Source organism: Arthrobacter sp. E44, from assembly GCF_041877125.1.
In the GTDB taxonomy this organism is placed as follows: Bacteria; Actinomycetota; Actinomycetes; order Actinomycetales; family Micrococcaceae; genus Arthrobacter.
Window position 1 is genome coordinate 131922 of record NZ_JBHDJA010000007.1, and the last position, 20932, is coordinate 152853.

23 protein-coding genes, 1 pseudogene and 1 riboswitch are annotated in these 20932 nt (G+C 68.0%); of the genes and pseudogenes, 10 read left to right on the top strand and 14 right to left on the bottom strand.

The genetic code is table 11. The features are described 5' to 3' along the window. Nucleotides 1-139 precede the first annotated feature (139 nt). The 3 genes from ACETK3_RS08525 to ACETK3_RS08535 all read left to right on the top strand — a co-directional run bounded on the left by ACETK3_RS08525 (nucleotide 140) and on the right by ACETK3_RS08535 (nucleotide 2331). The gene (locus ACETK3_RS08525) at nucleotides 140-850 is read left to right on the top strand and encodes a protein tyrosine phosphatase (RefSeq protein ID WP_236820634.1); all 711 of its coding nucleotides are present in this window, start codon (nucleotides 140-142) and stop codon (nucleotides 848-850) included. A 172-nt stretch (nucleotides 851-1022) separates the two neighbouring features. Then, on the top strand, nucleotides 1023-1601 hold the full coding sequence (locus tag ACETK3_RS08530; protein ID WP_236799886.1) for an RNA polymerase sigma factor: 579 nt from the start codon (nucleotides 1023-1025) through the stop codon (nucleotides 1599-1601). After that, a complete protein-coding gene (locus ACETK3_RS08535) occupies nucleotides 1594-2331 on the top strand; it encodes a hypothetical protein (RefSeq protein WP_236799885.1) in 738 nt (245 codons plus the stop codon). The genes ACETK3_RS08530 and ACETK3_RS08535 overlap by 8 nt, the downstream gene beginning before the upstream one ends. Before the next feature lie 18 nt (nucleotides 2332-2349). Here ACETK3_RS08535 and ACETK3_RS08540 read toward each other — a convergent pair whose 3' ends face one another. Then, the gene (locus ACETK3_RS08540) at nucleotides 2350-2925 is read right to left on the bottom strand and encodes a hypothetical protein (protein ID WP_236799884.1); all 576 of its coding nucleotides are present in this window, start codon (nucleotides 2923-2925) and stop codon (nucleotides 2350-2352) included. A gap of 284 nt (nucleotides 2926-3209) precedes the next feature. Between ACETK3_RS08540 and ACETK3_RS08545 the strand changes: the two genes are divergently transcribed. Next, nucleotides 3210-3710, top strand: a complete 501-nt coding sequence (locus ACETK3_RS08545) for a sigma-70 family RNA polymerase sigma factor (RefSeq protein WP_236799883.1) — start codon at nucleotides 3210-3212, stop codon at nucleotides 3708-3710. Next, the gene (locus tag ACETK3_RS08550; protein WP_306969470.1) at nucleotides 3707-4360 is read left to right on the top strand and encodes an anti-sigma factor; all 654 of its coding nucleotides are present in this window, start codon (nucleotides 3707-3709) and stop codon (nucleotides 4358-4360) included. Before ACETK3_RS08545 ends, ACETK3_RS08550 begins: the two co-directional genes overlap by 4 nt. Here ACETK3_RS08550 and ACETK3_RS08555 read toward each other — a convergent pair. After that, a complete protein-coding gene (locus tag ACETK3_RS08555; protein WP_373992744.1) occupies nucleotides 4357-4857 on the bottom strand; it encodes an SRPBCC family protein in 501 nt (166 codons plus the stop codon). The genes ACETK3_RS08550 and ACETK3_RS08555 overlap by 4 nt on opposite strands. A 27-nt stretch (nucleotides 4858-4884) precedes the next feature. Beyond that, nucleotides 4885-5694 (bottom strand): DUF1206 domain-containing protein, encoded by an 810-nt coding sequence (locus ACETK3_RS08560; protein ID WP_236799880.1) that lies wholly within the window; start codon nucleotides 5692-5694, stop codon nucleotides 4885-4887. A gap of 243 nt (nucleotides 5695-5937) precedes the next feature. Here ACETK3_RS08560 and ACETK3_RS08565 point away from each other — a divergent pair, with 243 nt between their 5' ends. Further along, nucleotides 5938-7518 (top strand): hypothetical protein, encoded by a 1581-nt coding sequence (locus ACETK3_RS08565; protein ID WP_236799879.1) that lies wholly within the window; start codon nucleotides 5938-5940, stop codon nucleotides 7516-7518. A 5-nt stretch (nucleotides 7519-7523) separates the two neighbouring features. Beyond that, nucleotides 7524-7970 (top strand): hypothetical protein, encoded by a 447-nt coding sequence (locus tag ACETK3_RS08570; RefSeq protein WP_236799878.1) that lies wholly within the window; start codon nucleotides 7524-7526, stop codon nucleotides 7968-7970. A gap of 49 nt (nucleotides 7971-8019) precedes the next feature. Here the strand turns inward: ACETK3_RS08570 and trmB are convergent, their stop codons facing one another. Further along, nucleotides 8020-8943, bottom strand: coding sequence for a tRNA (guanosine(46)-N7)-methyltransferase TrmB (gene trmB, locus ACETK3_RS08575; protein WP_236799877.1), 924 nt, complete (start codon nucleotides 8941-8943; stop codon nucleotides 8020-8022). Between the two features lie 43 nt (nucleotides 8944-8986). Further along, entirely contained in the window at nucleotides 8987-9256 is a 270-nt protein-coding gene (locus tag ACETK3_RS08580) for a hypothetical protein (protein WP_236799876.1), read from the bottom strand. Between the two features lie 487 nt (nucleotides 9257-9743). Between ACETK3_RS08580 and ACETK3_RS08585 the strand changes: the two genes are divergently transcribed. Further along, the gene (locus tag ACETK3_RS08585) at nucleotides 9744-10997 is read left to right on the top strand and encodes an MFS transporter (RefSeq protein WP_373462171.1); all 1254 of its coding nucleotides are present in this window, start codon (nucleotides 9744-9746) and stop codon (nucleotides 10995-10997) included. Nucleotides 10998-11005: 8 nt separating this feature from the next. Further along, on the top strand, nucleotides 11006-12439 hold the full coding sequence (locus ACETK3_RS08590) for an MFS transporter (RefSeq protein WP_236820624.1): 1434 nt from the start codon (nucleotides 11006-11008) through the stop codon (nucleotides 12437-12439). A 25-nt stretch (nucleotides 12440-12464) separates the two neighbouring features. Here ACETK3_RS08590 and ACETK3_RS08595 read toward each other — a convergent pair. Continuing rightward, a pseudogene (locus tag ACETK3_RS08595) lies at nucleotides 12465-13268 on the bottom strand (cyclopropane-fatty-acyl-phospholipid synthase family protein). A 317-nt stretch (nucleotides 13269-13585) separates the two neighbouring features. On the opposite strand from ACETK3_RS08595, the gene ACETK3_RS08600 reads away from it, so the two are divergent. After that, nucleotides 13586-15496: a DEAD/DEAH box helicase gene (locus ACETK3_RS08600; protein WP_236799871.1), complete on the top strand. Its 1911-nt coding sequence runs from the start codon at nucleotides 13586-13588 to the stop codon at nucleotides 15494-15496. Nucleotides 15497-15620: 124 nt separating this feature from the next. On the opposite strand, the gene ACETK3_RS08605 is transcribed toward ACETK3_RS08600, so the two are convergent. The 8 genes from ACETK3_RS08605 to ACETK3_RS08640 all read right to left on the bottom strand — a co-directional run bounded on the left by ACETK3_RS08605 (nucleotide 15621) and on the right by ACETK3_RS08640 (nucleotide 20894). Further along, nucleotides 15621-16745: a permease gene (locus ACETK3_RS08605; protein WP_236820622.1), complete on the bottom strand. Its 1125-nt coding sequence runs from the start codon at nucleotides 16743-16745 to the stop codon at nucleotides 15621-15623. A gap of 49 nt (nucleotides 16746-16794) precedes the next feature. Beyond that, the gene (locus tag ACETK3_RS08610; protein ID WP_236820621.1) at nucleotides 16795-17445 is read right to left on the bottom strand and encodes an MBL fold metallo-hydrolase; all 651 of its coding nucleotides are present in this window, start codon (nucleotides 17443-17445) and stop codon (nucleotides 16795-16797) included. A 4-nt stretch (nucleotides 17446-17449) separates the two neighbouring features. Further along, nucleotides 17450-17767, bottom strand: a complete 318-nt coding sequence (locus ACETK3_RS08615) for a putative quinol monooxygenase (RefSeq protein WP_236799865.1) — start codon at nucleotides 17765-17767, stop codon at nucleotides 17450-17452. Nucleotides 17768-17808: 41 nt separating this feature from the next. Beyond that, nucleotides 17809-18822, bottom strand: coding sequence for an aldo/keto reductase (locus tag ACETK3_RS08620; protein WP_236820620.1), 1014 nt, complete (start codon nucleotides 18820-18822; stop codon nucleotides 17809-17811). 31 nt (nucleotides 18823-18853) lie between these two features. Then, nucleotides 18854-19480, bottom strand: a complete 627-nt coding sequence (locus ACETK3_RS08625) for a nucleoside/nucleotide kinase family protein (protein WP_237429063.1) — start codon at nucleotides 19478-19480, stop codon at nucleotides 18854-18856. A gap of 9 nt (nucleotides 19481-19489) precedes the next feature. Continuing rightward, nucleotides 19490-19855, bottom strand: a complete 366-nt coding sequence (locus ACETK3_RS08630; protein ID WP_236799860.1) for a multidrug efflux SMR transporter — start codon at nucleotides 19853-19855, stop codon at nucleotides 19490-19492. After that, nucleotides 19855-20178 carry a multidrug efflux SMR transporter gene (locus ACETK3_RS08635; protein WP_237429062.1) on the bottom strand — a complete coding sequence of 108 codons (324 nt, stop codon included), beginning with the start codon at nucleotides 20176-20178 and terminating at the stop codon, nucleotides 19855-19857. Before ACETK3_RS08635 ends, ACETK3_RS08630 begins: the two co-directional genes overlap by 1 nt. A gap of 10 nt (nucleotides 20179-20188) precedes the next feature. After that, nucleotides 20189-20254, bottom strand: a riboswitch (guanidine-III (ykkC-III) riboswitch). A gap of 70 nt (nucleotides 20255-20324) precedes the next feature. Continuing rightward, nucleotides 20325-20894 (bottom strand): HutD family protein, encoded by a 570-nt coding sequence (locus ACETK3_RS08640; protein ID WP_236799857.1) that lies wholly within the window; start codon nucleotides 20892-20894, stop codon nucleotides 20325-20327. Between the last annotated feature and the right edge of the window lie 38 nt (nucleotides 20895-20932).

Below are 20932 nucleotides of genomic sequence, written 5' to 3' on the forward strand. Positions count from 1 at the left end.
AAGCTTTCCAGCGATCTGGGGGCAGAAAAAAGAAAATTGTGGGCGTCCGTAACCTTTCCGCCACCGCAGGCGATGTAGTCCGTGATGGGCCCGCCCGGCGGGCCCAGCCCAATGTGTTGTCTAGGTTTTGGAGAAGTAAATGTCTGTGTTCACCGTTCTCGCCACCAGCAAAGTCGCCGCAGGAGTCCTGGCTGCCGGAACCCTGGCAGTAGGAGGAACCGGTGCCGCCGCCGTCTCGGGCGTCCTCCCCACCCAGGCCCAGCAGACCGCCCACGAGCTCTTCGGTGCGCCCGCCCCCAAGCTGGCAGCGGAAGCAGCCGCTGACGCCCAGGCCACCCCGGCTCCCACCGCCACCGCCGCTGTGACCGACGCCCTGAAGACCGCAGAAGCCACCGGGGACGCCACCGCCAAGGCTTCCGCTACCGCTGAGGCTTCGGACGAAAAGGTCAGCGCCGACGCAACGGAGTCGGCAAAGGCCAACACCGCCGTTGACGCCGCCGGCCCCGCGGCCCTGGGCCTCTGCACCGCCTTCACCCACGGCGGCCTGGACGCTTCCTCCAAGGCATTCTCCTCGCTGTCCATCGCAGCCCAGGGCGACGCGAACATCAAGAGCTACTGCGCCGACGTCGTGACCAAGGCTGACGCCGCCGCGAAGGCCGGCGCCGAAACCAAGGGGTCCGTGTCCGTCCAGGCTGAGAAGCCCGAGGTTCCGTCCGCTCCCGCTGTGCCCGCAGTTCCGGCCGTTCCGGGTGTTGACGGCAAGACCACCGTCCCCGCTGTTCCTGCCGTTCCCGCTGTCCCGGCTGTGGGCGGCAACACGGCCCACAGCTCTTCAGTTTCGGCCCGCTAAGGCTCATTCGCTAGTCTGGACTGCGGCTCGCAAGCCGCAGTCCAGGCAGCCGGGCGGGGTCGCGCACGTTTGCCGGGGCGCCCCTGGAAGACCCGCCAAGAGGCAGCCGGATGACCACGGGGACTGGCAGTCCGTACCGGAGACCGGGACAAGGCTTGAGCCGAGTCCCGGGATGGAGGAGCCGCTGGTGCTAGACACTCTGGCCCAAGAAGAGATGGACATATTCGACAACGCAGCCGGAACCGATCCGGCCGCGTTGTTCGCTGCTGCCTATCGAACCTTCGCGGGCCCCGTGCAGGGGTACCTCAAGGCGCGCGGACTCGATGACCCCGAGGCTGTCACCCAGGACGTGTTCCTGGCCTTCTACCCCCGGATCAGCAACCTCACCGGTGGCCTGCAGGGCGCCAAGTCCCTGATCTTCTCCATTGCCCACGCCCGCATGGTGGACCACTACCGCCGGCTGGAGCGCAGGCCGCAGCTCACACCGTACGACCCCCAGTACGACGGCCGCACCACGCCGTCGGCTGAAGACCACGCCGTGGAACTGAACAGCGGAGCCGCGGCGATGCTGGAAGGGCTCAGCGAGGAGCACCAGGAGGTCCTGGCCCTTCGCGTCGTGGCCGACCTGTCCATCGACCAGGTGGCCGCCATCATGGGCAAGAGCGCCGGAGCGATCAAGCAGCTCCAGCGCCGCGCCCTGCAGAACCTCAAGGCACAAACGCTCAAGAGAAACCAGGCGAATCATGAGTGACACCGCAGGATCCCGCAACCACGGGGCCGTTGACCAGCTCCTGCTGGAAGCAGGCATGGGTGACGACGGCCAGCTCCGCGACGCCTTGGCCGACCTGAGGTCCCTCGCGGCGGAGGCCCCGGCGCCCTCCGCCGAAATCGCGGCGTTGATGGCGGGTTCATCACACGCAGCCACGCCGGCCGACACCACGGTACTTCCCATCGCGGACCGGCCTGGCGATGAACTTGCCGCCCGCCGCAAGGCCAAGCGCCGCATCACGCTTACCACGCTGTCCGTGGCGGCATCGCTCGCCGCCGGCGGTGCTGTCGCCGCAGCCTCGGACCAGGGCTTCCGCGAGTCCTTCAGCCAGCTGAACCATGCCGTGACCACTTTCGTGTCGGGCTCCGGCGCCACACCTGAGGGCAGCACCGGCGGTCAGGTACCCGCGCCTGGGCCCGCAGCTTCCCGGCCATCGGCGACCAGCAGCCCGGACTCCGTTCCGGCGGCAACCGCGCCTGCTTCGGCGCCTGCCGCCGCGGCGCCATCGAGCATTCCTGCCCGGCCCGGAAATACCCCCACCCACGGAGCGCCTGCCCAGAAGCCGGCGGAAGTCCCCGCGCAGCCGTCCCTGCCCGCGGATGTTCACGGGGATGTCAAGAAGGGCCTGGAACAGGGCAACCCAAAACTCCCCGTTCCAGTGCCCACGGAAATCCCGCTCCCGGGCAAGGTCCCGGACGTACCCCTCAAGTAGGGGTGGCAGCGGGCAGGCCTAGTAGCCCTGGCCCGGCGCCTTGATCATCGCGCCCGACGGATCCGACAGGTACCACACACCGCCCACGCCCTGGCCAAGGGTGTCGCCCGGCTTGGTGTCCTTCGCGAAGTAGTACAGCGGCATCCCGTTCAGGGTCACCTGCTTCTTCCCGTCGGGGGTGCTGATGGTGCCCACTTTTCCGGTCACTCCCTCTGCCGCCGGTGTGCCCGAGTTGGTGGTCAGCGGCGGCCATGAGACCAGGCAGGAGCCGGTGCAGGCGCTGGTGCCGGAGTCCTTGGTGTCCTTGGTGAAGAAGTAGAGGCTCATGCCCTTCGCATCCACCACGATGCTGCCCGCCGTCGAGGAAGCCGTCTTAAGGTCGACGGCGGCGCCTGCCTGGGACGATGAGGCGGACGATGACGTGGAGGTTGAAGACGGGCCGGCAGACGACGCCCCGGATGACGCGGTGGCTGTGCTGCCCGCGGCGCCCGTAGCCGGGCTGGTTCCGGCCGGGGCTGTACTGCTGCTGCCGCAGCCGCTGAGGGCTGCTGCCAGGGCCAGGATGGCAAGGCCTGGCCCGAGATGGTGTTTCATGGTGTGCTCCTTGGCTTTGATGTTTTTTGCTGTGGCGTTCTTCGCTGCTGCCTTCGCAGCGGGCGCCGGCCCCGCATTACCGGGCACCTACCCCTACCACGCCGCCGGGTAAAGAATGGTTCACAGCGCGGTGGAGCGGGATTGCGGGCGAGGGCCGTTGAACCGTTGGAAGGCTTCATGCGTGGTAACAGCCAGGAGCGCCGGATGCTGTGGCGTTCCTGCACAGTGGCCCGCGTGTGGCGACATGGGCCATGCAGTGCCGGGGCAGCGATGGGAGGGGCGGCATGCCGCTCGACGACAATGTGGTGGAGGCCATCTACCGTGAACACGGGAACGCCCTGCGCCGGTTCGTGCTCAGCGCCACCCATGATCCGCAGCTCGCGGAGGACGTGGTCCAGGAAACCGTGCTCCGCGTGTGGCAGCACGCCCCGGACGTCAACGGCAGCTTCCGCAGTTACTTGTACCGCACGGCCAGGAACATCATGATCGATAACTACCGACGCAGCCAGCGCCGCCCGCGGGAGGCGCTGGAGGGCAGCCCCACCGATCCCGTCGAGGTGATGGGCCGCGTTGATGAGCTGCTCAACAGGGTCCTGATGGAGGAGGCACTGCTGCGGCTGAGCAAGGAACACCGGGACGTTTTGGTGGCCCTGCATTACCGCCGGTTCACGGTCAACGAGGCGGCTGTCCAGCTCAACATCCCCAGCGGCACGGTCAAGTCCCGCGCGTATTACGCCCTCCGGGCCCTGCGGGGCATCCTGGATGAAATGGGGGTGGAACGATGAGCACCAACCCACACACCTTGCTGGGGGCCTATGTGCTGGGCGGCCTTGAGCCCGCCGACCTTGCCCTCTTCGAGACGCATCTGCAGGGCTGCGCCGGCTGCCGCAAGGAACTTGCCGTGCTGGAGAAGGTGCCAGTGCTTCTGGACGCGCTTCCCGTCCCCGACGCCGTGGCGCTTACCGACGTTCCCGGCAGCGGGGCGGCTGACCCCGGCGTCCCCGTCCGCCTTTTCGACGAACTGGCGCGCCGCCGTCGGACATTACGACGGCGGTGGGCAGCGCTGGCGGGCGCCGTCGCCGCTGCCTGCCTGGCGGTGGGCCTGGCGGTGGGGCCTTTGCTGGCCAGGCCGCCGCAGCCGGACGCCACCTATTCGGTGGTGTCCGGGGGAGGGCTGCAGGTGAACATCGACATGGCGCGGAAGACGTGGGGGACCGAACTCGCGGTGAGCGGCAGCAGCCTGCCGGCGGACGGGACGCTCTCGCTGTGGGTGCGGGACCGCGCCGGCGGGGAGGACCGCGCCTGTGCCTGGACGGCCACGCCCAGCGGAAAGGTCAAGGTCACCGGGGCAACGCCCATCCAGCTGGGCAGCATCTCAAGCGTGGAGCTGCGGGACGGCGCGCAGCACGCGGTGGCGGTGATTACGGTTCCCTAGGTGCGCGGCGACTGGTCCCGGGTCCCCAGTGCCTTGAACTCCGCGACCAGGGCCTCGTCCTCGCAGGCGCGGGCGAAGGCATCAATCCGCCGTTCGATCTCGTAGCCCAGCAGCCAACTGCCGATCCGCTCCATGATGGGCCGCAGCAAGGGCGGCCGGCAGGAAAAGGTGTACTTCCAGACCGCCCGGGTGCCGTCGTCGTCAGCGGTGAAACGCCAGCCGCCGCCGAAGTTCTTGAAGAACCAGGGCCCGGACACCATGGTCATGCCCACGTTCCGCGGCGGCGCGTAGGAGACATACTGGCTGACCATCGTCAGGCCAAGGCGCGACCTGGTGCGGGTGCGGACGCCCTTGCCTGCTGCCTGCGCTCCGTCCAGGAAAGCCTGTGCGGAGATGAAGGGGTCCCACTTGAGGCGGAACTCTCCGGTGGTCTGGGAAAAGGCGAATGCGGTCTCCGGATCGATTCGGATGAGGCGTTCGGCACGTACCTGCGGCATTCCCCCACCTCATCACACTGCAGCCGGCTATTTGGTCATTTTGGCCAGCCGGGCGCGCATGATCATGTACGCGCCGTAGCAGACCAGCCCGGCTCCCACCGCGGCCAGGAGATAGGGGCCCATCGGTTGGTCCCGAAGGGCACGCAGCCCGCCGTCCAGACCGGTGGAGTCCTCCGGATGTTCCTTGATGGTGGCAATCACGATGAGCAGGCCGGTCAGCAGCAGCACCATGCCCTTGGCCAGGTATCCCGCAACCCCCAGGGTCACCACCGCTGTACGAGCCGTCCCGGAGGCCGGCATCCGCAGGTGCTTCTCGAAGGATTTGTTGGGGCCCCGCATGCCGTAGGCCACGCCCGCGACCGCCACGGCCAATCCGATCAGGACGAGCAATGCCACCCCGCCCGGGGCCTGCACCATGGCGATAGTGAAGTCGCTGGCGGCCTTGCGGTTGTCCCCGCCAGTCCCGGAGCCCGTTACGAAGTGCCAAACAGTCACGGCCAGGACGGCGTACACGACCGCCTGCAGGGCGGCCTTGGCCTTGTTCTTGATCTTTTTTCTGGTGGCCTGGTGGTTGAAGTCGAAAATTGCATCGCCGGTCTGCCAGAGCGACAACGCGGCGCAGGCCGCGAAGCTGCCCCATAGCAGAAACGGGCCCACAGGCATGGTTGCCAGCTCGGCCATCGCGCCGCTGAAATCGGCATTGCCCGTGCCGCCCACGGCCAGCCGGACGGCAATGGCACCCACCAGCAGGTGCAGGATGCCGCTAACGGCAAACCCGGCCCGGGCCAGGAACTCGAGGATGCGCGAATTCGTGACGTCCTCGGCCTTCTCGACCACCTGTTTGAGTTCTTCTTTTATCGTCTTTCCTTTGAGCAGGCGCGGTAGTGCGCTGGTGTGCGTGCCCTTCGTACAAGGGCAATCGTGCCATGCCGGCCGGGATGCGGAACAGTCGGCTCCCGGCACTGTCCGCGCCCGGACCGCCGGGCGATGGGGAGGGATCCCCATCGCCCGCGTCCGGTACCTGTGCAACCATAAGGACCAGCGATCGACAGGCACCGCACACTTTTCCCGGGGGAAACCATGACTTTTTACGGCGCAGACATCAGCCAGCTGCGGGCGCTGGCCAAGGCGGCCGACCAGGCAGCATCCCTGTTGAGCAGCCGGGCCGGTTCACTGCACAGCCAGATCCAGTCCGCACCGTGGAAGGGCAGGGACGGTGAACGCTTCCGCCAGGAATGGAGCGCCAGCCACCGCCCCAGCCTGGACAAAGTCGTCGCCAGCCTGCGGGAAAACTCCAAAATCCTGATGAAACACGCCGATGAACAGGAGAAAGCTTCCACCCGCGGAAGCGACGGCTCCGGCGGCAGCGCCTGGGACAGGATTACTTCTTTGGCGGCGCAGGCCAAGGATTGGTTCCAGGAAAAGGCCGAAGCCGCCAGGGAGCTCGCGGAGCACCACCGCGAACTGGCGTCGGGGCTGGACCGGATGCTCAACGCCAGCCCCGAAGAGCAGGCGAAGTGGTGGGCCGGACTGTCCGACGCCGACCGCAGATACCTGATCGAGGGCGAAGGCAGCGACGGCCCCTTCGCCGAGGACCTCATGCGCATGGACGGGGGCATCCCCGCGGCCGCACAGCAACTGGCCAAACAGCACCTCCAGGAGCTGGCCAAGGCGGACATCCCGGTCTACTCGGAGACGGGCAAGGCCTCCATCGAAGCCCGGGTCGCCTGGGTCCATGGCGGTGCCGAAGTGGGGACCGAGGTGGTGGAGAACGCCGACGGGTCCGCCACCATGAAGGTGTACGGAAACCTGGGCCTGGGCGTGAATGACACCACCGGCACGGCGGGGGCCACCCTGACCGGCGAGGTATCCCGCGAGTACACCTTCGGCAGCGTGGAGGAAGCCATGGCTGCCCGCGAACAGATGTACCGGGACCTGCCGCCGGACAGCATCGGCGAGATCAAGGATGTGGCGGGCAACCCTCCCGGGTACGTCCTGGACACCATCAATGACGCTGCCAAGGACAACGGCTCCATGGGACAGGCGGACAAGGCCAAGGGCACGTTCTCGCTCGATGCAGAGGGTGAGGCCGGCACGGCCTCGGGCGGGGCAAAACTGGACCTTGCCTATGAGCGGAACCTGACGGACGGAACCTCCACCGCCAGCGGTGAAATCTCCGCGCAGGGCCAGCTCAAGCTTGACGGCAGGGTCTTCGAAGCCTCCGGAAAGGGGGGCTTGCAGGTCAACATGGACAAGAGCAACAACATCGATTCCGTCTCGGTGTCCATGGACGGCACCGTGGCGCAGGGCGTCACCTCCGGTGTGAAGACAGAAGCCGCCAAATTCGATTCCACCGTCACGGCAGGGACGCAGGGCAGCGTCAAGATCGACGTGGATTACTCTCCGGAGAACCGGCCCATCATCGACAGCTACCTGCGCAACGTTGCCCTGGGGAATGACACCGGCGCAGCCCGTGACGCGGCACGGCTCTATGAGGCCGGTTCCGCCACCGTCCAGGTGAACTCGGTTGTGACGGCCACCAACGAGGCAGGCTTTGACGTGAAGATGGGCGAGGTGGAGGTCAAGACCGAGAACCAGGCCACCACCAACGTCTCCACGTACTATAAGGTCCCCAACGACACCAAGCTCGAGAGGCTCTGAAACCCATGTCAGTGCACATCGAATCCCCGCTGGGCTTCACCGCAGACTTCCCCGAGCACACCCAGGTCCTGGGCGACTCCACGGCCGGGCCCAACAGCGAACAGTACGGCCTGCTGAACGGCGTGCTGGTCACCGTGATCAAGGACGACACCTCCGTGCAGGACGCCCCGCAGGCCAACGGCTGGGCGCACCTGATGGCGGGCTTCTACCTTGAGGACCGGGGCGGGACCCTCCTGGCGGAGGGCGAGCTGAACCTGCCCGGCAAGGCTGCCTACGCCGTGGTTGTGGGATATGACGACGACGGTGGGCCGGCCAAGGTGGCAGCCACGGTAGGCGTGTGGGAAAGGGGGCGGTTCATTGGCGTAGTGGTCATCTGGCCCTACCTGAACCCGGAGGCAGAACCCCGGCTGGACATGCTCAAGGAGATCGTGGGCTCCATCAGCGTCGGCTGAAAGTCCTGCCCGGACTGGCCGGGATGCACCGCCCAGGCAGGTTCAGCGTTCAACGGCGGCGGTAGCAGAGGTCGAAGATCAACCTGCCGGCCTCGTGTGCCTTTGCCTCAAAGCTGGTCCTGATCCGGCCCTCGAAGCGGGGTGCCCAGCCGCCCGTTTCGTCCACGCCTTCGTTGGGGCCGGTGTGTTCCGTGCTCACGGGCGCGCGTCCCTCGCGGACGGGCGCGCCGCCCACCACGGATTCAACGCCGGACTGCCACACCTGGGTCAGCGGGCTTTCGGGGCCGCGGCGCTCGCCGGTGTGCAGGTTCTCGAAGTCCATTGAAGCTGCCATCACGTCGCGGACGTGGACGGCATAGTTGGACCAGTCGGTGGCGATCCGGAATAGGCCCCCCTGTTTCAGGGCCCGCGCCGCCAGCTCTGCGAACTCAGGCTGGATGAGCCGGCGCTTGTGATGCCGCGACTTGTGCCACGGGTCCGGGAAGAAGACCCACAATTCACTGACCGAGCCTTCGGGCAGCATGGTGGCCAGTACCTCCGGAGCGTTTGCCTCCACCACCCTGACATTGTTCAGGCCCCGGCTGTTGATCTTGATGATGGTGTTGGCCAGGCCCGGGGTGTAGACCTCCACGGCCAGAAAGTTCGTGTCCGGGTTCTGTTCGGCTGCATGGCAGATGGCATCGCCAAGGCCCGAGCCAATCTCGACGATGAGCGGGGCGTCACGGCCGAATTCAGCCGCAGCGTCAAAGACGTAGTCGGGGTGGACCGAGGTGTTGGCCACGTGCCTTGGTACGTCGACGGCCCACCGCTCGGCATGCTCGGCCCAGGCAGCTTGCCTCCGGCCCTGCAATCGGGTGCCGCGGCGCACGAAGCTGACCGGGCGGCCGCCATAGGTGCCAAAGGAGGCCTGGGTTCCGGGCGTCACGGGCCTCGGGACATGCGGCTGCTGGGGGTTTTCAGGGGATTCGCTCATCCCTTCCAGAATAGCGCCGCGAGACTGCTCCGGATCGGAGGGGTCAGAACACCCCCACGTTGTCCAACGCCGGACCCAGTGCCAGGGCATAGACCAGACCGCCAAGACACAGCGCAACCGCCGCAGCGGAGCGGTCACCGGATCCCTGTGGCGACCGCTTTAGGGCAGGGATGGCCCGTCGCAGGGCGAGAGAAGCAAAGAGGAGCGGAAGGCTGAACAGCACCAGGGGAGTCACCCAGGGCCTGCTGGAAGAGCCGTTGGACGAATACGTCATCAACATGGCGAACATGGATACAGGTGCCGTGAGGATCATGCTTGCAGGGGCAAGGATCGCCAGGACCAGGCTGTCGGCCCCTTTATGCCTGGGCGCACCTGGCTGAGGCTGGCCAGGGCCTCCCTGCCGGGGAGGCGATCCCGGCCCGCCCGGCGGTGCGCTTCCCTTCGATGCAGCGTCCACGGATCTACTGGCCTGCGATGCACCGTTCATCGATCTACCGTCCAGCGACGCACCTTCCGCCAGTCGGCTTTCCGTCGATCCCGGGCCGGGTTCCGGTTGCGGCGTGGTTTCCATGGTGCTCCCATCGGTTGATGCAGCCATGTGCGTGGCCGCGGCTGCTTTCAACCTACGAAGTTGCAGGGGAAGCCAGAAGCCGCCTCTTCCCCTATGTGGAAAACCTGCATCCGCGCTCTCCTGCGAGAATGGGCCCATGAAGGACGCAATGAATGCCGGGGCAAGTAAGCAGCGGCGGATGACAGCCGCGGGGGACGCACAGGGCCGGGCCCGGAGCGGCAGCAGCCTGATGGACCTCAGCACCCTGGTGGACGCAGAAATCGATGAACTCCCGGCGGCGGCACCCACCCGGGTGGGCAGCCGCCGTGCCTTGGTCTACTTGGGGGTGTGCCTGGTCCTGATCGGACTGAACCTCCGCAGCGTCTTTTCCAGCCTCTCCGCAGTCCTTCCGGAAGTGACGTCCCAGGCGGCGCTGCCGGGCTGGTCCGTGGTGGTGCTGACCACCGTCCCCGTGACACTGCTCGGCGTGTTTGCGCCGCTCGCCCCGGTCCTGGCTCGCCGCTTCGGGGCGGAACGGGTGCTTTTGGGGGCCATGGCGTTGCTGACCGCCGGGCTGCTGCTGCGGCCCGTGGACACCGGGGCAGGCACGGGCGGGGCCGGCCACCTGCCTGCCCTCCTGGTTGGCACGGCTGCCTGCGGGGCCGCCATCGCACTGTGCAATGTGCTGCTCCCCGGCCTGGTGAAGCGCGACTTCCCCCACCGGCTGGGCCTCATGGGCGGCCTCTACACCACCGCCATCTGTGCGTCCGCCGCCCTGGGAGCCGGATTCACGTACCCGGTCTACACGGCGACGGGGGAGTGGACCAAGGCGCTGTGGGTGTGGGCGCTGCCCGCCGCCGTCGTCCTTTTGCTGTTCCTGCCCGTAGCCGTCCGGCAGGAAACTGTCCGGCACCAGGCGGTCAGGGACGGCGTCAATGTGTGGCGTTCCCCGGTCGCCTGGCAGGTGACCATCTTCATGGTGCTGCAGGCCATGATGTCCTTCAGCGGGTTCGCCTGGCTGGCGCCCATCCTCCGCGACAGGGGCGTGGACGGTGCCACGGCAGGGCTGATCGTCGCCGTGTGCATCGTGCTGCAGATGCTGGGTTCGCTGTTCGCGCCGGCCTTGGCCGCGAGGTTCCGGGACCAGCGGGCCATCAATACCGTAGTGGCGTTGATGACCGGCGCCGGGTTCGCGCTTAGCATCCTGGGTCCGCTCGATCTCATTTGGGTGTGGGCCGGGCTGCTTGGCCTGGGCCAGGGCAGCCTCACGGCTTGCGCACTGACCCTGATCATGCTCCGCACCCGTGACGGGCATACCGCCGCCCACCTGTCCGGCATGATGCAGGGTGTTGGCTACGGGGTGGGCTCCACGGGGACGCTCATGGTGGGGCAGTTGCACCAGGCCACAGGCTCGTTCGTGCCCGCCGGCATCCTGTTCACGGTGGTGGGCCTGCTCGCGGCGGTCTTCGGCTACCGCTCAGGCCGGAACCGGTTCGTGGGGTAGGAACTGCCGTGCGGGACTCCACCCTTCCGGCCGCCCATCCCGCCACCGGGATCTTCCGGCCCCCGTATCTGTGGGTGACCATCGGCACGTGCGCCCTGGTGTTCCTTGCCGCTTTTGAGTCCCTGGCCGTCACCACCATCATGCCGCTGGTCAGCCGGGAGCTGAACGGCGGCAGCCTCTACGCGCTAGCCTTCGCCGGGCCGCTGGCCACCGGTGTGATTGGCATGGTGGGAGCCGGCAACTGGTCCGACCGGCGCGGGCCAGCCATGCCGTTGTACGCCTCTGTCTCACTGTTCGTGCTGGGACTCCTGATTGCGGGCAGCTCGGTGTCGATGCCGATGCTCGTCGCAGGCCGCCTGGTCCAAGGGCTCGGCGGCGGCGCCCTTACCGTGGCGCTGTACGTGCTGGTTGCGCGGTTCTTTCCCGGCCCGCTCCATCCCAGGATCTTCGCTGCCTTTTCGGCCGCGTGGGTGGTCCCTTCACTGGTGGGGCCCTTCGCCGCGGGCGTGGTGGCACAGGTGTTCAGCTGGCATTGGGTGTTCCTGGGCGTGGTGGGCCTGGTCATTCCCGCGCTGGTGATGATCGTGCCGGTGCTCCGGGGCCTGGATGAACCTGAAGAGGCAGGCGCGCCCCAAGGGGCCGGTCAGCCAGCCCACCCCGTCCCCCCCTGGGCCCTGGGCCGGCTCGGGTGGGCGGCGCTGGCCGCGCTCGCGGTGCTGGGCCTCAACCTCTCGGCCGAGGTCAGCATCCCCTCGTTCCCCGCCGCCACGGCACTCCTGGCATCGGCCGCCGTCGTCCTTGCCCTGGTGGCCGTCCGGCCGTTGGTGCCCCACGGCACCCTTGCTGCCCGCCGCGGGCTGCCCAGCGTGATCCTGGCACGCGGGCTGGCTTCGGCTTCCTTCTTTGGTGCGGAGGTCTACCTTCCCTACCTGTTGATCGACCAGTACGCGTTCCCGCCCACCCTGGCTGGCCTGACCCTGACCGGAGGAGCGCTGGCCTGGGCCGGTGCAGCGGCGGTCCAGGGCCGGCTCGGTTCCAAGCTGCCGCACCAAAGCGCGGTGCAGACCGGCTCGCTGATGGTCCTGGCGGCGGTGCTCCTGGCCCTGGCCACCACGGCGCTGCACTGGCCCGCTGCCATCGCCATCGCGGGCTGGGTCTTGGCGGGCGGTGGCATGGGCCTGCTCTACCCGCGCCTCAGCGTGATGACCCTGGCGCTCTCCACCAAGGAGAACGAAGGCTTCAACAGCTCGGCCATGTCCATTTCCGACTCCCTGGGCGGAGCGCTGTCGCTGGCCACCACCGGGATAGTCTTCGCGGCATTTACGACGGCGGTCCAGTCCTTCGCGGGTGTCTTCGCCTTCACTGCGGCCATCGGAGTGGGCGCGGCGCTGGTGGCGCCCCGGGTTACCGGGCGTACGCCCTCAACCAGCCGCACGCCCTGAACCAGCCGTACGCCCTGAGGGGCGGTCAGGCGAGGCGCGTTGCGCGGAGGACGACGTCGGCGATGGTGGCTTCCTGCCCTTCCGGTCCGGTCACGGGGCGTTCCCGTGAAGTGAGGACTTCCAGCTGCCACTCCGGGCGGCCATTTGAATCGAGCCGGTCCAGCCCGAGCTCCTGTACCAGCTGGTCGGCGGTGTAGAACATGCCCGCATGATGGTGCGCTGGGCCCCAGGGCGGCAGCCGGTCAGGATGGTGGCCCACCACCAGCAGCGTCCCGCCCGGCTTCACGGCTCCGGCGGCGGTCCGCAGCGGAATCCGCCAGTCGAGCTCCTGGGAGTGCAGGAACTGCGACGTCACCAGGTCGTACAACGCCTCCGGCTGCCACTGCGTCAGGTCCGCCAGCTGCCACGTGATCCGGCTTCCGATCCCACCGTTGGACGCCTGCACGCTTTCCCGTTCCAGCTCGGCCAGTTCGTGCGAGTGCGCCCGTTCCAGGGCTACGGCGGAAACGTCGACGGCGGTCACGGACCAGCCCTGCTGCGCAAGCCAGATGGCGTCGGCACCTTCGCCGCAGCCCAGTTCCAGCGCCTTTCCCGGGCGCAGGCCGCCGGCTTCACGGACCAGCTGCGGGTTGGGCTTCCCGCTCCAGAGCCGCGCCTTGGTGCGGTACCGCTCGTCTCAGACCGATGCGGCATCAATGCTGCCGCCCGCCGCCTCGGGCGCGCTGCCGCCGTCGTGCGCTTGATTCCAGGGCGCTTCGTCCCCTTGGGGCCGGTGCCCCTGCGCTTCCTGCCGGTGCGTTTCCTGTTGCTCCTCCGGGTGCTCGTTCATGGGTCAACACTGCCCCGCCGGGGCTCCCATGGCAACGCCGCGGAAGGACGCCGGGCGCCGGGATGGTAGACTGGTGGAACTTGATGTGCAGTGATGCCGCCTGCTCCTGATCTGGAGATCCTTTCCGGGGAGTGGGCTTTCTTCATGTGAGAGGCACATCCTGCGTCGATGAACGCGTTCCATTTGGTCCCGGCCGGCTGTCCCTATTTACAGCGCCCGGTTGATCACCTGACTTTTCTTCGGCGAAACCCCTGGTCCAACCGGCATCGGGGGCCGATATCCGCCCGGATACCGCCAGAAAGACCGTAAAGAACTACATGACTACTTTTGCTGCCCTCGGTACTCCCAAGGCCCTTGCAGACACCCTTTCCGCGCAGGGAATCGTTGAACCGTTTCCCATCCAGGTCAAGACCCTTCCGGACACGCTGTCCGGACGTGACGTCCTGGGCCGCGGCCGGACCGGATCCGGTAAAACCATCGCTTTCGCCATCCCGCTTGTAGCAAGACTCGCTGAGCGGGAAGCCAAGCACTTCCGTAAGCCCGGCCGCCCCATGGGCCTGGTCCTGGCACCCACCCGTGAGCTGGCCACCCAGATCAACGCCACCATCGAGCCCCTGGCCAAGGCTGCCGGTCTGAACACCACGGTGATCTACGGCGGCATTTCCCAGGCGCGGCAGGAAAAGGCGCTGCGCGCCGGCGTCGACATCGTCATCGCCTGCCCCGGTCGCCTGGAGGACCTGATCCGCCAGCGCATCCTCACCCTCGAGGCCGTGGAGATCACCGTCCTGGACGAGGCCGACCACATGGCTGACCTCGGCTTCCTGCCCGTGGTCAAGAAGCTTATGGACATGACCCCAAGCCAGGGGCAGCGGTTGCTCTTCTCCGCCACTCTGGACAACGGCGTGGACAAGATCGTCCAGCGCTACCTGTCCAACCCGCTCACCCACTCCGTGGATGACCCGCAGGCCGCGGTGACCACCATGGAGCACCACGTGCTGGTGGTCAACGACCAGACCGTCAAGAAGCAACTGATCGTGGAGCTTGCTTCCGGCGCCGGCCGCCGCGTCCTGTTCATGCGGACGAAGCACCACGCCCGCAAGCTGGCCAAGACCCTGACGGACGCCGGCATCCCCGCCGTCGACCTGCACGGCAACCTGTCGCAGAACGCCCGCGACCGCAACCTGGCTGAGTTCTCCAATGGTGACGTCCGCGTCCTGGTCGCCACCGACGTCGCCGCCCGCGGTGTGCACGTTGACGACGTCGAACTCGTCATCCACGTGGACCCGCCCACCGAGCACAAGGCATACCTGCACCGCTCCGGACGCACCGCCCGCGCGGGTTCCGACGGCACCGTGGTGACGCTGACCCTGCCGGAGCAGCAGACCGACGTGAAGAAGCTCATGAAGGCCGCCGGCGTGGACGTCAGCTTCGAACGCGTCACTGCCAGCTCGCCCATCGTGGCCGAGCTCGTCGGTGACATCGCCGAAAAGGTCGACCCCCGGACCCGCGCTGCACTGATGGCCGCCAAGACGGCCAAGCAGGGTGGCGGCACCTCCACCGGAGCCAACGCGGAACGCAAGCGTGCACGCCGCCAGGCTGCCCCCACCGCCGGTGGCCGTGGCGGCCGCGGCGGACGCGGCAAGGTTGCAGCAGAGGCAGTGCGCGGCGACGTTCCGCGTGCCGAGCGCCGCGCCGCAGCATTCGAGGGCCGCACTGAGGCCCGCGCAGCGTTCGACCGCAACGCCGAGCAGAACGAGGACCGCGCGGTGGCCGCAGCAGCTGCACGCCGCAACGCCCGTGGCCGCGGCACCGCTTCGACCCACCGCAACGACGTCCCCGCGGCAGGTGGCCGCTCATCGGCCGGCCGCGGTTCGGACGGACGTGCGGCGGAAGGCCGCGGCGATTCCCGGATCACCCGCAGCGACGCCCCGCGCGGCGGCACCGGCCGCCCGGCCTCAGGCGGGCGCCCCGCTTCCGGTGGACGTCCGGCAGCCGGTGGTCGGCCCGCTTCCGGCGGCGGCCAGCGCAGTGGTCGTCCGGCGACCGGGCAGCGCGCAGCAGCAACCGGTGGCAGCAAGGCCGTCTGGTCGTCCAACACCGGCGGAACCTCCGGCGGTTCGTTCAGCTCAGGTAATGGCGGCTCGGGCAACGGCGGCTCAGGCCGTCCGGCCCGCAGCGGCCCGCGCCGCGCATCCGCCCCGGCGTCGAATGAGCGCCGCGGACGGTAACAACGCCTGGCCCATCGAGTGCTCCGATAACGTCGTTTAGGAGGTTCTAAACGACAGTTGCGGAGCACTCGGTGCGTTAAACCGGGTTTGGCAGCAGGGACCAGGGCCGCGGCTGCCGGGTGCCTCAGGTCAGCGCCGCCATGGCGACCGCGCCCGCCAGGCCCAGCCCCATCACGGCAGCCCCAGTGGCTGCGATCACCCGGCCGGGGAAGGCCCCGCGGACCATAAGCATCGACGGCAGGCTTAGCGCGGGCAGGGTCAGCACCAGGGCCGCCAGGGGAACCATTCCAACTCCAGCGGCCATCAACGCGCCGATGATGGGGATTTCCGCGGCGGTCGGGATTACGAACAGGGTTCCGACGACGGCGAGCAGGACGGCGGCGAGCACGCCCCAGGACGCGAGCGTGCCGGCTTCCGGGAACAGCCAGCCACGAAAGGCGCCCAGGAGCATCACCACCACCGCATACTCCGGCAGGAGTCGCACCGATAACCGGACCAGGGCCTTGGCGAACCTGTGGACTGCGCCCGCGGCAGTCACGGTTTCAGCGGGCTCTTCCACCGGTCCGGCGACGCTGGTCCCTTTTGCCAGGCGGCTCACGAGCAGCGTGACGCCAAAGACAAGGATCACGCCGGTGCCCACGCGGACGGCCACGAACTGCCAGGGGAGCACAAAGGCCATGAATGCCAGGGCTGCCGGATTGAGCACGGGATTACCCAGCCAGTATGCGAGCGCGGAGCTGACGGGCACCCCTCTGCGGCGAACATTCAACGCGACGGGCGCGGCGCAGCATGTGCACATCATTGATGACATGGACAGGAGCCCGCCACAGACCGTGCTCACAGCCGGGCCACGCCTGGCCTGGAACAGCGCGAGCAACCGGCGGGCGGGAAGAAACGCCTCCACCGCCGCTGCAACGAGCAGGCCGGCCACCAGCGCCTGCCAGATCGACCCGACGTAGCCCAGGCTGTACTCAAAAGCCGCGTTCCACGAGGGGGCGGGCGGCGCGCTTGCCTTGCCGGACAAGACGGAGTTTCCCAACGAGTGGCTGTCCGCCACCGCCGGGATCTTGAGGGCATAGGGGTACCACTTGGCCCACAGGAGGACCGCGATGGCTATCCCGGCCGTGGCCAGCGTTCCCACAAGCACCATTCGCCGGGCAGCCGAATCCGGAGTGAGCTCCTGGTCCCGTTGCCCGGTGTCCCGTGTCCCGTTGTCCTGGCGGTCGATACCCGCGGCACTATCCTTCATGCGTTCCCGAAACCTCTCCTCGTGGGGCTTGGCGGCAGCTGGCGAGCCGCTACCAGCCGCGGGCGCGCCATTCGTCGAGGTGCGGCCGCTCTGCACCAAGAGTGGTCGGCTTGCCGTGGCCGGGATGGATGACCGCGGAGTCCGGGTAGGCGCCGAACAACCGCTCCGTGACGTCGGCCAGGAGCTGGTTGAACCGTTCGGGGTCCTTCTGCGTGTTGCCCACGCCGCCCGGGAACAGCGAGTCACCGGAGAAGATATGCGCCGGCCCGTCCGGGTCCTCGTAAACGAAGGCAATTGAACCGGGGGTGTGCCCGCGCAGGTGGACTGCCGTCACATCAAAGCCGTCGAAGTTGCCAACGTCGCCATGCCTGAGCCGGACGTCAACGGGAACCGGCAACGCATCGGCGTCGTCCGCCCCGGCGGCTGTCCGCGCCCCCGTAGCCGCCACCAGCTCCTTCAGCGCCCGCACGTGGTCCCAGTGCTGGTGGGTCGTTGCGATGAGGGCCAGCCGGGGAACAGCCGTCGTGTCCGCGGCCCCGTCCGCCAGCAACTGCTGGATGGCGGGAAGGTCGTCGGCGGCATCAATCAGCAGCTGGGCCCCGCTCTCCTTCGCCGTCAGCAAGTACACGTTGTTGTCCATCTCGCTGACGGAGATGCTGCGGATGGTCAGGGCCGGCAGGTCGTAGAGAAGTGAGTCCATGGGCTTAGGCCTGGGACGGCTGCAGGTCGAGCGGCATGGTCTCCGAGTAAACCTGCTTTGACGGTGTCCCGGCGAGAACCTCGCCCAGCCTGTGCTTCCCCTCCGGCGTCTTCCGCCATGCGGCGTAGTCGTCATGGTCCTGGGTGGTGGCCCAGGTTTCCACTACCAGGATGTGGCACGGATCTGCGTCGTCCACCAATGCTTCGATCCCCAGGTTTCCGGGCCAGGCACGGGTGGCGGCGAGGGTTTCAGACAGGTATGCGGCGGCGTCGTCGCGGCGGGCGGGGTCAATCTGGACTTCGAAGTGCACGATGGCAGGCATGGGGCTCCTTTGGGTTTGCGGTGGAATTGGTGAAAGGCGTGTTATTCCCGGCCCTCGGACACCCATTTGGGGTCCGCGGAACGGGAGCCGACGACGGCGTCTGAGGCCGCGTCCAGGGCCTCCAGGTGCGCCGGGGTGAGGTCGAGGGACAGTGCGCCGAGGTTTTCGTCGATGCGGGCGGCCTTGCGGGTGCCGGGGATGGGGACCACGGGCAGGCCCAGCCGCTTGCCCTGGGCCAGCAGCCACGCCAAGGCAACCTGGGCGGGGGTGGCCTGCAGCTGGTCCGCCACGGACCGGACCGCGTCCACCACGGCCTGGTTGGCGCTTGCGGCATCGGGGGCGAAACGGGGGATGTTCCGGCGGAAGTCCTTGTCGCCCAGGCTCGAGGTGTCCACGGTGCCGGTGAGGAACCCGCGGCCCAGCGGAGAGTAGGGAACAAAACCCACACCGAGGTTGGCGGCGGCGGGAACCACATTGCGTTCCACATCGCGGCTCCAGATGGACCATTCGCTTTGGACCGCGGCGATGGGGTGGACCGCCGAGGCGTCCTGCAGTTCCTGCGCCGTCACTTCGGACAGGCCCAGGTGCTTGACCTTTCCCTGCTTCACCAGCTCGGCCATGGCGCCCACGGTCTCTTCGATGGGGACCCGGACGTCCCGGCGGTGCATGTAGTAGAGGTCGATGACGTCCGTGCCCAGCCGCTGCAGGCTCCGCTCCACCGCCTGGTGCACGTATCCGGCGTCGCCCCTGATGTCCGTGTAGCCGTCCGTCGGCGTGCCCACCAGCGCGAACTTAGTGGCCAGCTGGACCTCGTCCCGCCGGTCCTTGAGCAGCTGGGAAATCAGTTCTTCGTTGCTGCCGCCGCCGTAGATGTCGGCTGTGTCAATGAAGCTGACACCGGCGTCCACGGCATGGTGCAGCGTCTGCAGTGCCTCCGCTGGGTCCACCTCGCCGTAAACGGGGGTGAGGGCCATGCCGCCGAACCCGAGGGGGCTGACGGCCAGGCCGTCGCCGAGCTGGACTGTAGTGCCGGGGTTGGTGGGGGCGTTAGCCATGGGTGCTCCTGTTCGTTTCCTGAGAATGACGTTACAGCCAGGGTATGACGCGGTCCGCGGCAGGGCGGGTTGCCTGGATCAGCCGGGCGTTCGCCTCGTCGGGTCCGCTGGCCCAGGCAAGCGCAGCCTCCGGGTCCATCCCGAACGACACATGCCGGTCAACCAGCCGCTGCAGCCGGAGCTCGTGCGGGGTTTCGAGGAACCACACCTCGTCCAGCTGCGCCCGCACCTCCTTCCATGGCTCCTGGTCCGCCAGCAGGTAGTTGCCCTCGGTGATCACCAGCGGGACGTCGGCCGGGACGGCGATGGACGCCGCTACCGGTTCATCGATGGTGCGGCGGAACTCCGGCGCGTACACCACTGCCTCGTCCCGGCGCGCCAGGCGGCGCAGCAGCGAGAGGTACCCGCCGCCGTCGAACGTATCAATGGCGCCCTTCCGCGCACGCAACGGCGTGCCCTCGATGATCGCGTTGCCCAGGTGGAAGCCGTCCATCGGGACCACAACCGAGGTTCCCGGGCTGAACTGCTCCTGGAGCCAGGTTGCGAAAGTGGACTTGCCGGACCCTGGCGCCCCGGCAATGCCGAGGATGGTCCGCGTGCCAGGCACCATGCGGCGCCGCAGCGCGTCGACGGCCTGGGCGATCTCGGGGGAGTCCATGGCAAAAGCCTAGTCACTGCTGGGAGCAGCCGGAGCGTCTTTTCCGGCCGGCAGCGCCTTCAGGCCGGCCGCGCAGCCCACGATGCCGGCGATGAACAGCAGTTTCACCACGCTGAAGGGCTCCACGCCGGTGGCCATTGCCCAGCCGACGGTGAGTGCGGCGCCTATACCCACCCAGATGGCGTAGGCGGTGCCCAGGGGAATGCTGCGGATGGCCATGCCCAGGCCCAGCATGCTCAGGGTCGCAGTGACGGCGAAGACGGCAGTAGGCAAGGGTTTGCTGAAGCCGTCGGACAGGCCAAGGGCCGTGGCCCAGACTGCTTCCAGGACCGCGGACGCCAGGAGCACCAGCCACGGGAGTGCGCGCTTCAGCATTACGCCACCACCTTCAGGCCAACCACGCACGCGGCGATGCCGGACAGCAGCAGCAGGCGCGCCGCCGTCGGGGGTTCCACTTTGGTGGCCATGGCGTAGGCGGAAGTGAGGACGACGCCCACACCCACCCACACGGCGTAGGCGGTGCCGGTGGGGATGGACTGCATGGCGACGGCAAGGCTGCCGGTGCTGGCCGCGACGGCCACGAGGAAGAGGGCGGCCGGGGCGAGGCGCCGGCGCCCGGAAACCTTGGAGGCCCGGTGCAGCGCGGCCGCCCAGACGGCTTCCAGAGCGCCGGAAAGAATGAGGATTATCCACGACATGACCAGATCCTTTGGCCAGTCTTGTCGCGTGCCGGGTACTGAACCGTCGTCCGGAGGCTCGGGTGCGGAGCCTTGGATTCCAGCGTAGCAACGCACGACGGCGGCCAGCCACCGTTGGTGCCCAACCTCACCAGCGGTGCCGGTACTTACGCGGTGGTGTCCACCGGGTCGATGGACACCACGGCCAGGAAGCCGCGCCCCAGGATTTCGGGAGAGCCGCCGTCCGAGCCCACTACCGTGTCGTAGCGGCCCAGCTCCATGGGCTCTCCGCCGCCCTGGCTGACCGTCGCCTGCCCTTGCAGCAGCACACCGAACTGCCCCTCGAACACCGGGTGGGCGCGCTTCCTGGACAGCTCAACGATGGACGTGAAGCCCTTGAAGGCCCCCGCCCGGGTGATGACGTTCAGGTCCCTGATGTCCCCGGTGGGCAGCTTGGCAGCGGTGGCAGCCCCGCCGTCGAACCTGAAGGGACGGTACTTCTCCAGGGGCTGCTCTGCGCCGTCAACGGAAAGCAGGATCAGTTCCCCTTCGATGACCGTCAGGACGCGCTCCATGCCGGGGAACGCCGTGAAATCTCCTGCCTTGGCAACGTCAGCAATGCTCACCCGCCAGTCAAAGCCGCCGTCTTCGGAGTCCTGGCGTGCGATTTCCCTGGTCACCCCGCCGCCATTGCGCCACGGTTGGGCCTTGAGTTCTGCGAAGCGGATGATCTGCATCAGCCCAGCCTAGTTGCCGCGTGTGGGCGGCATCGCAG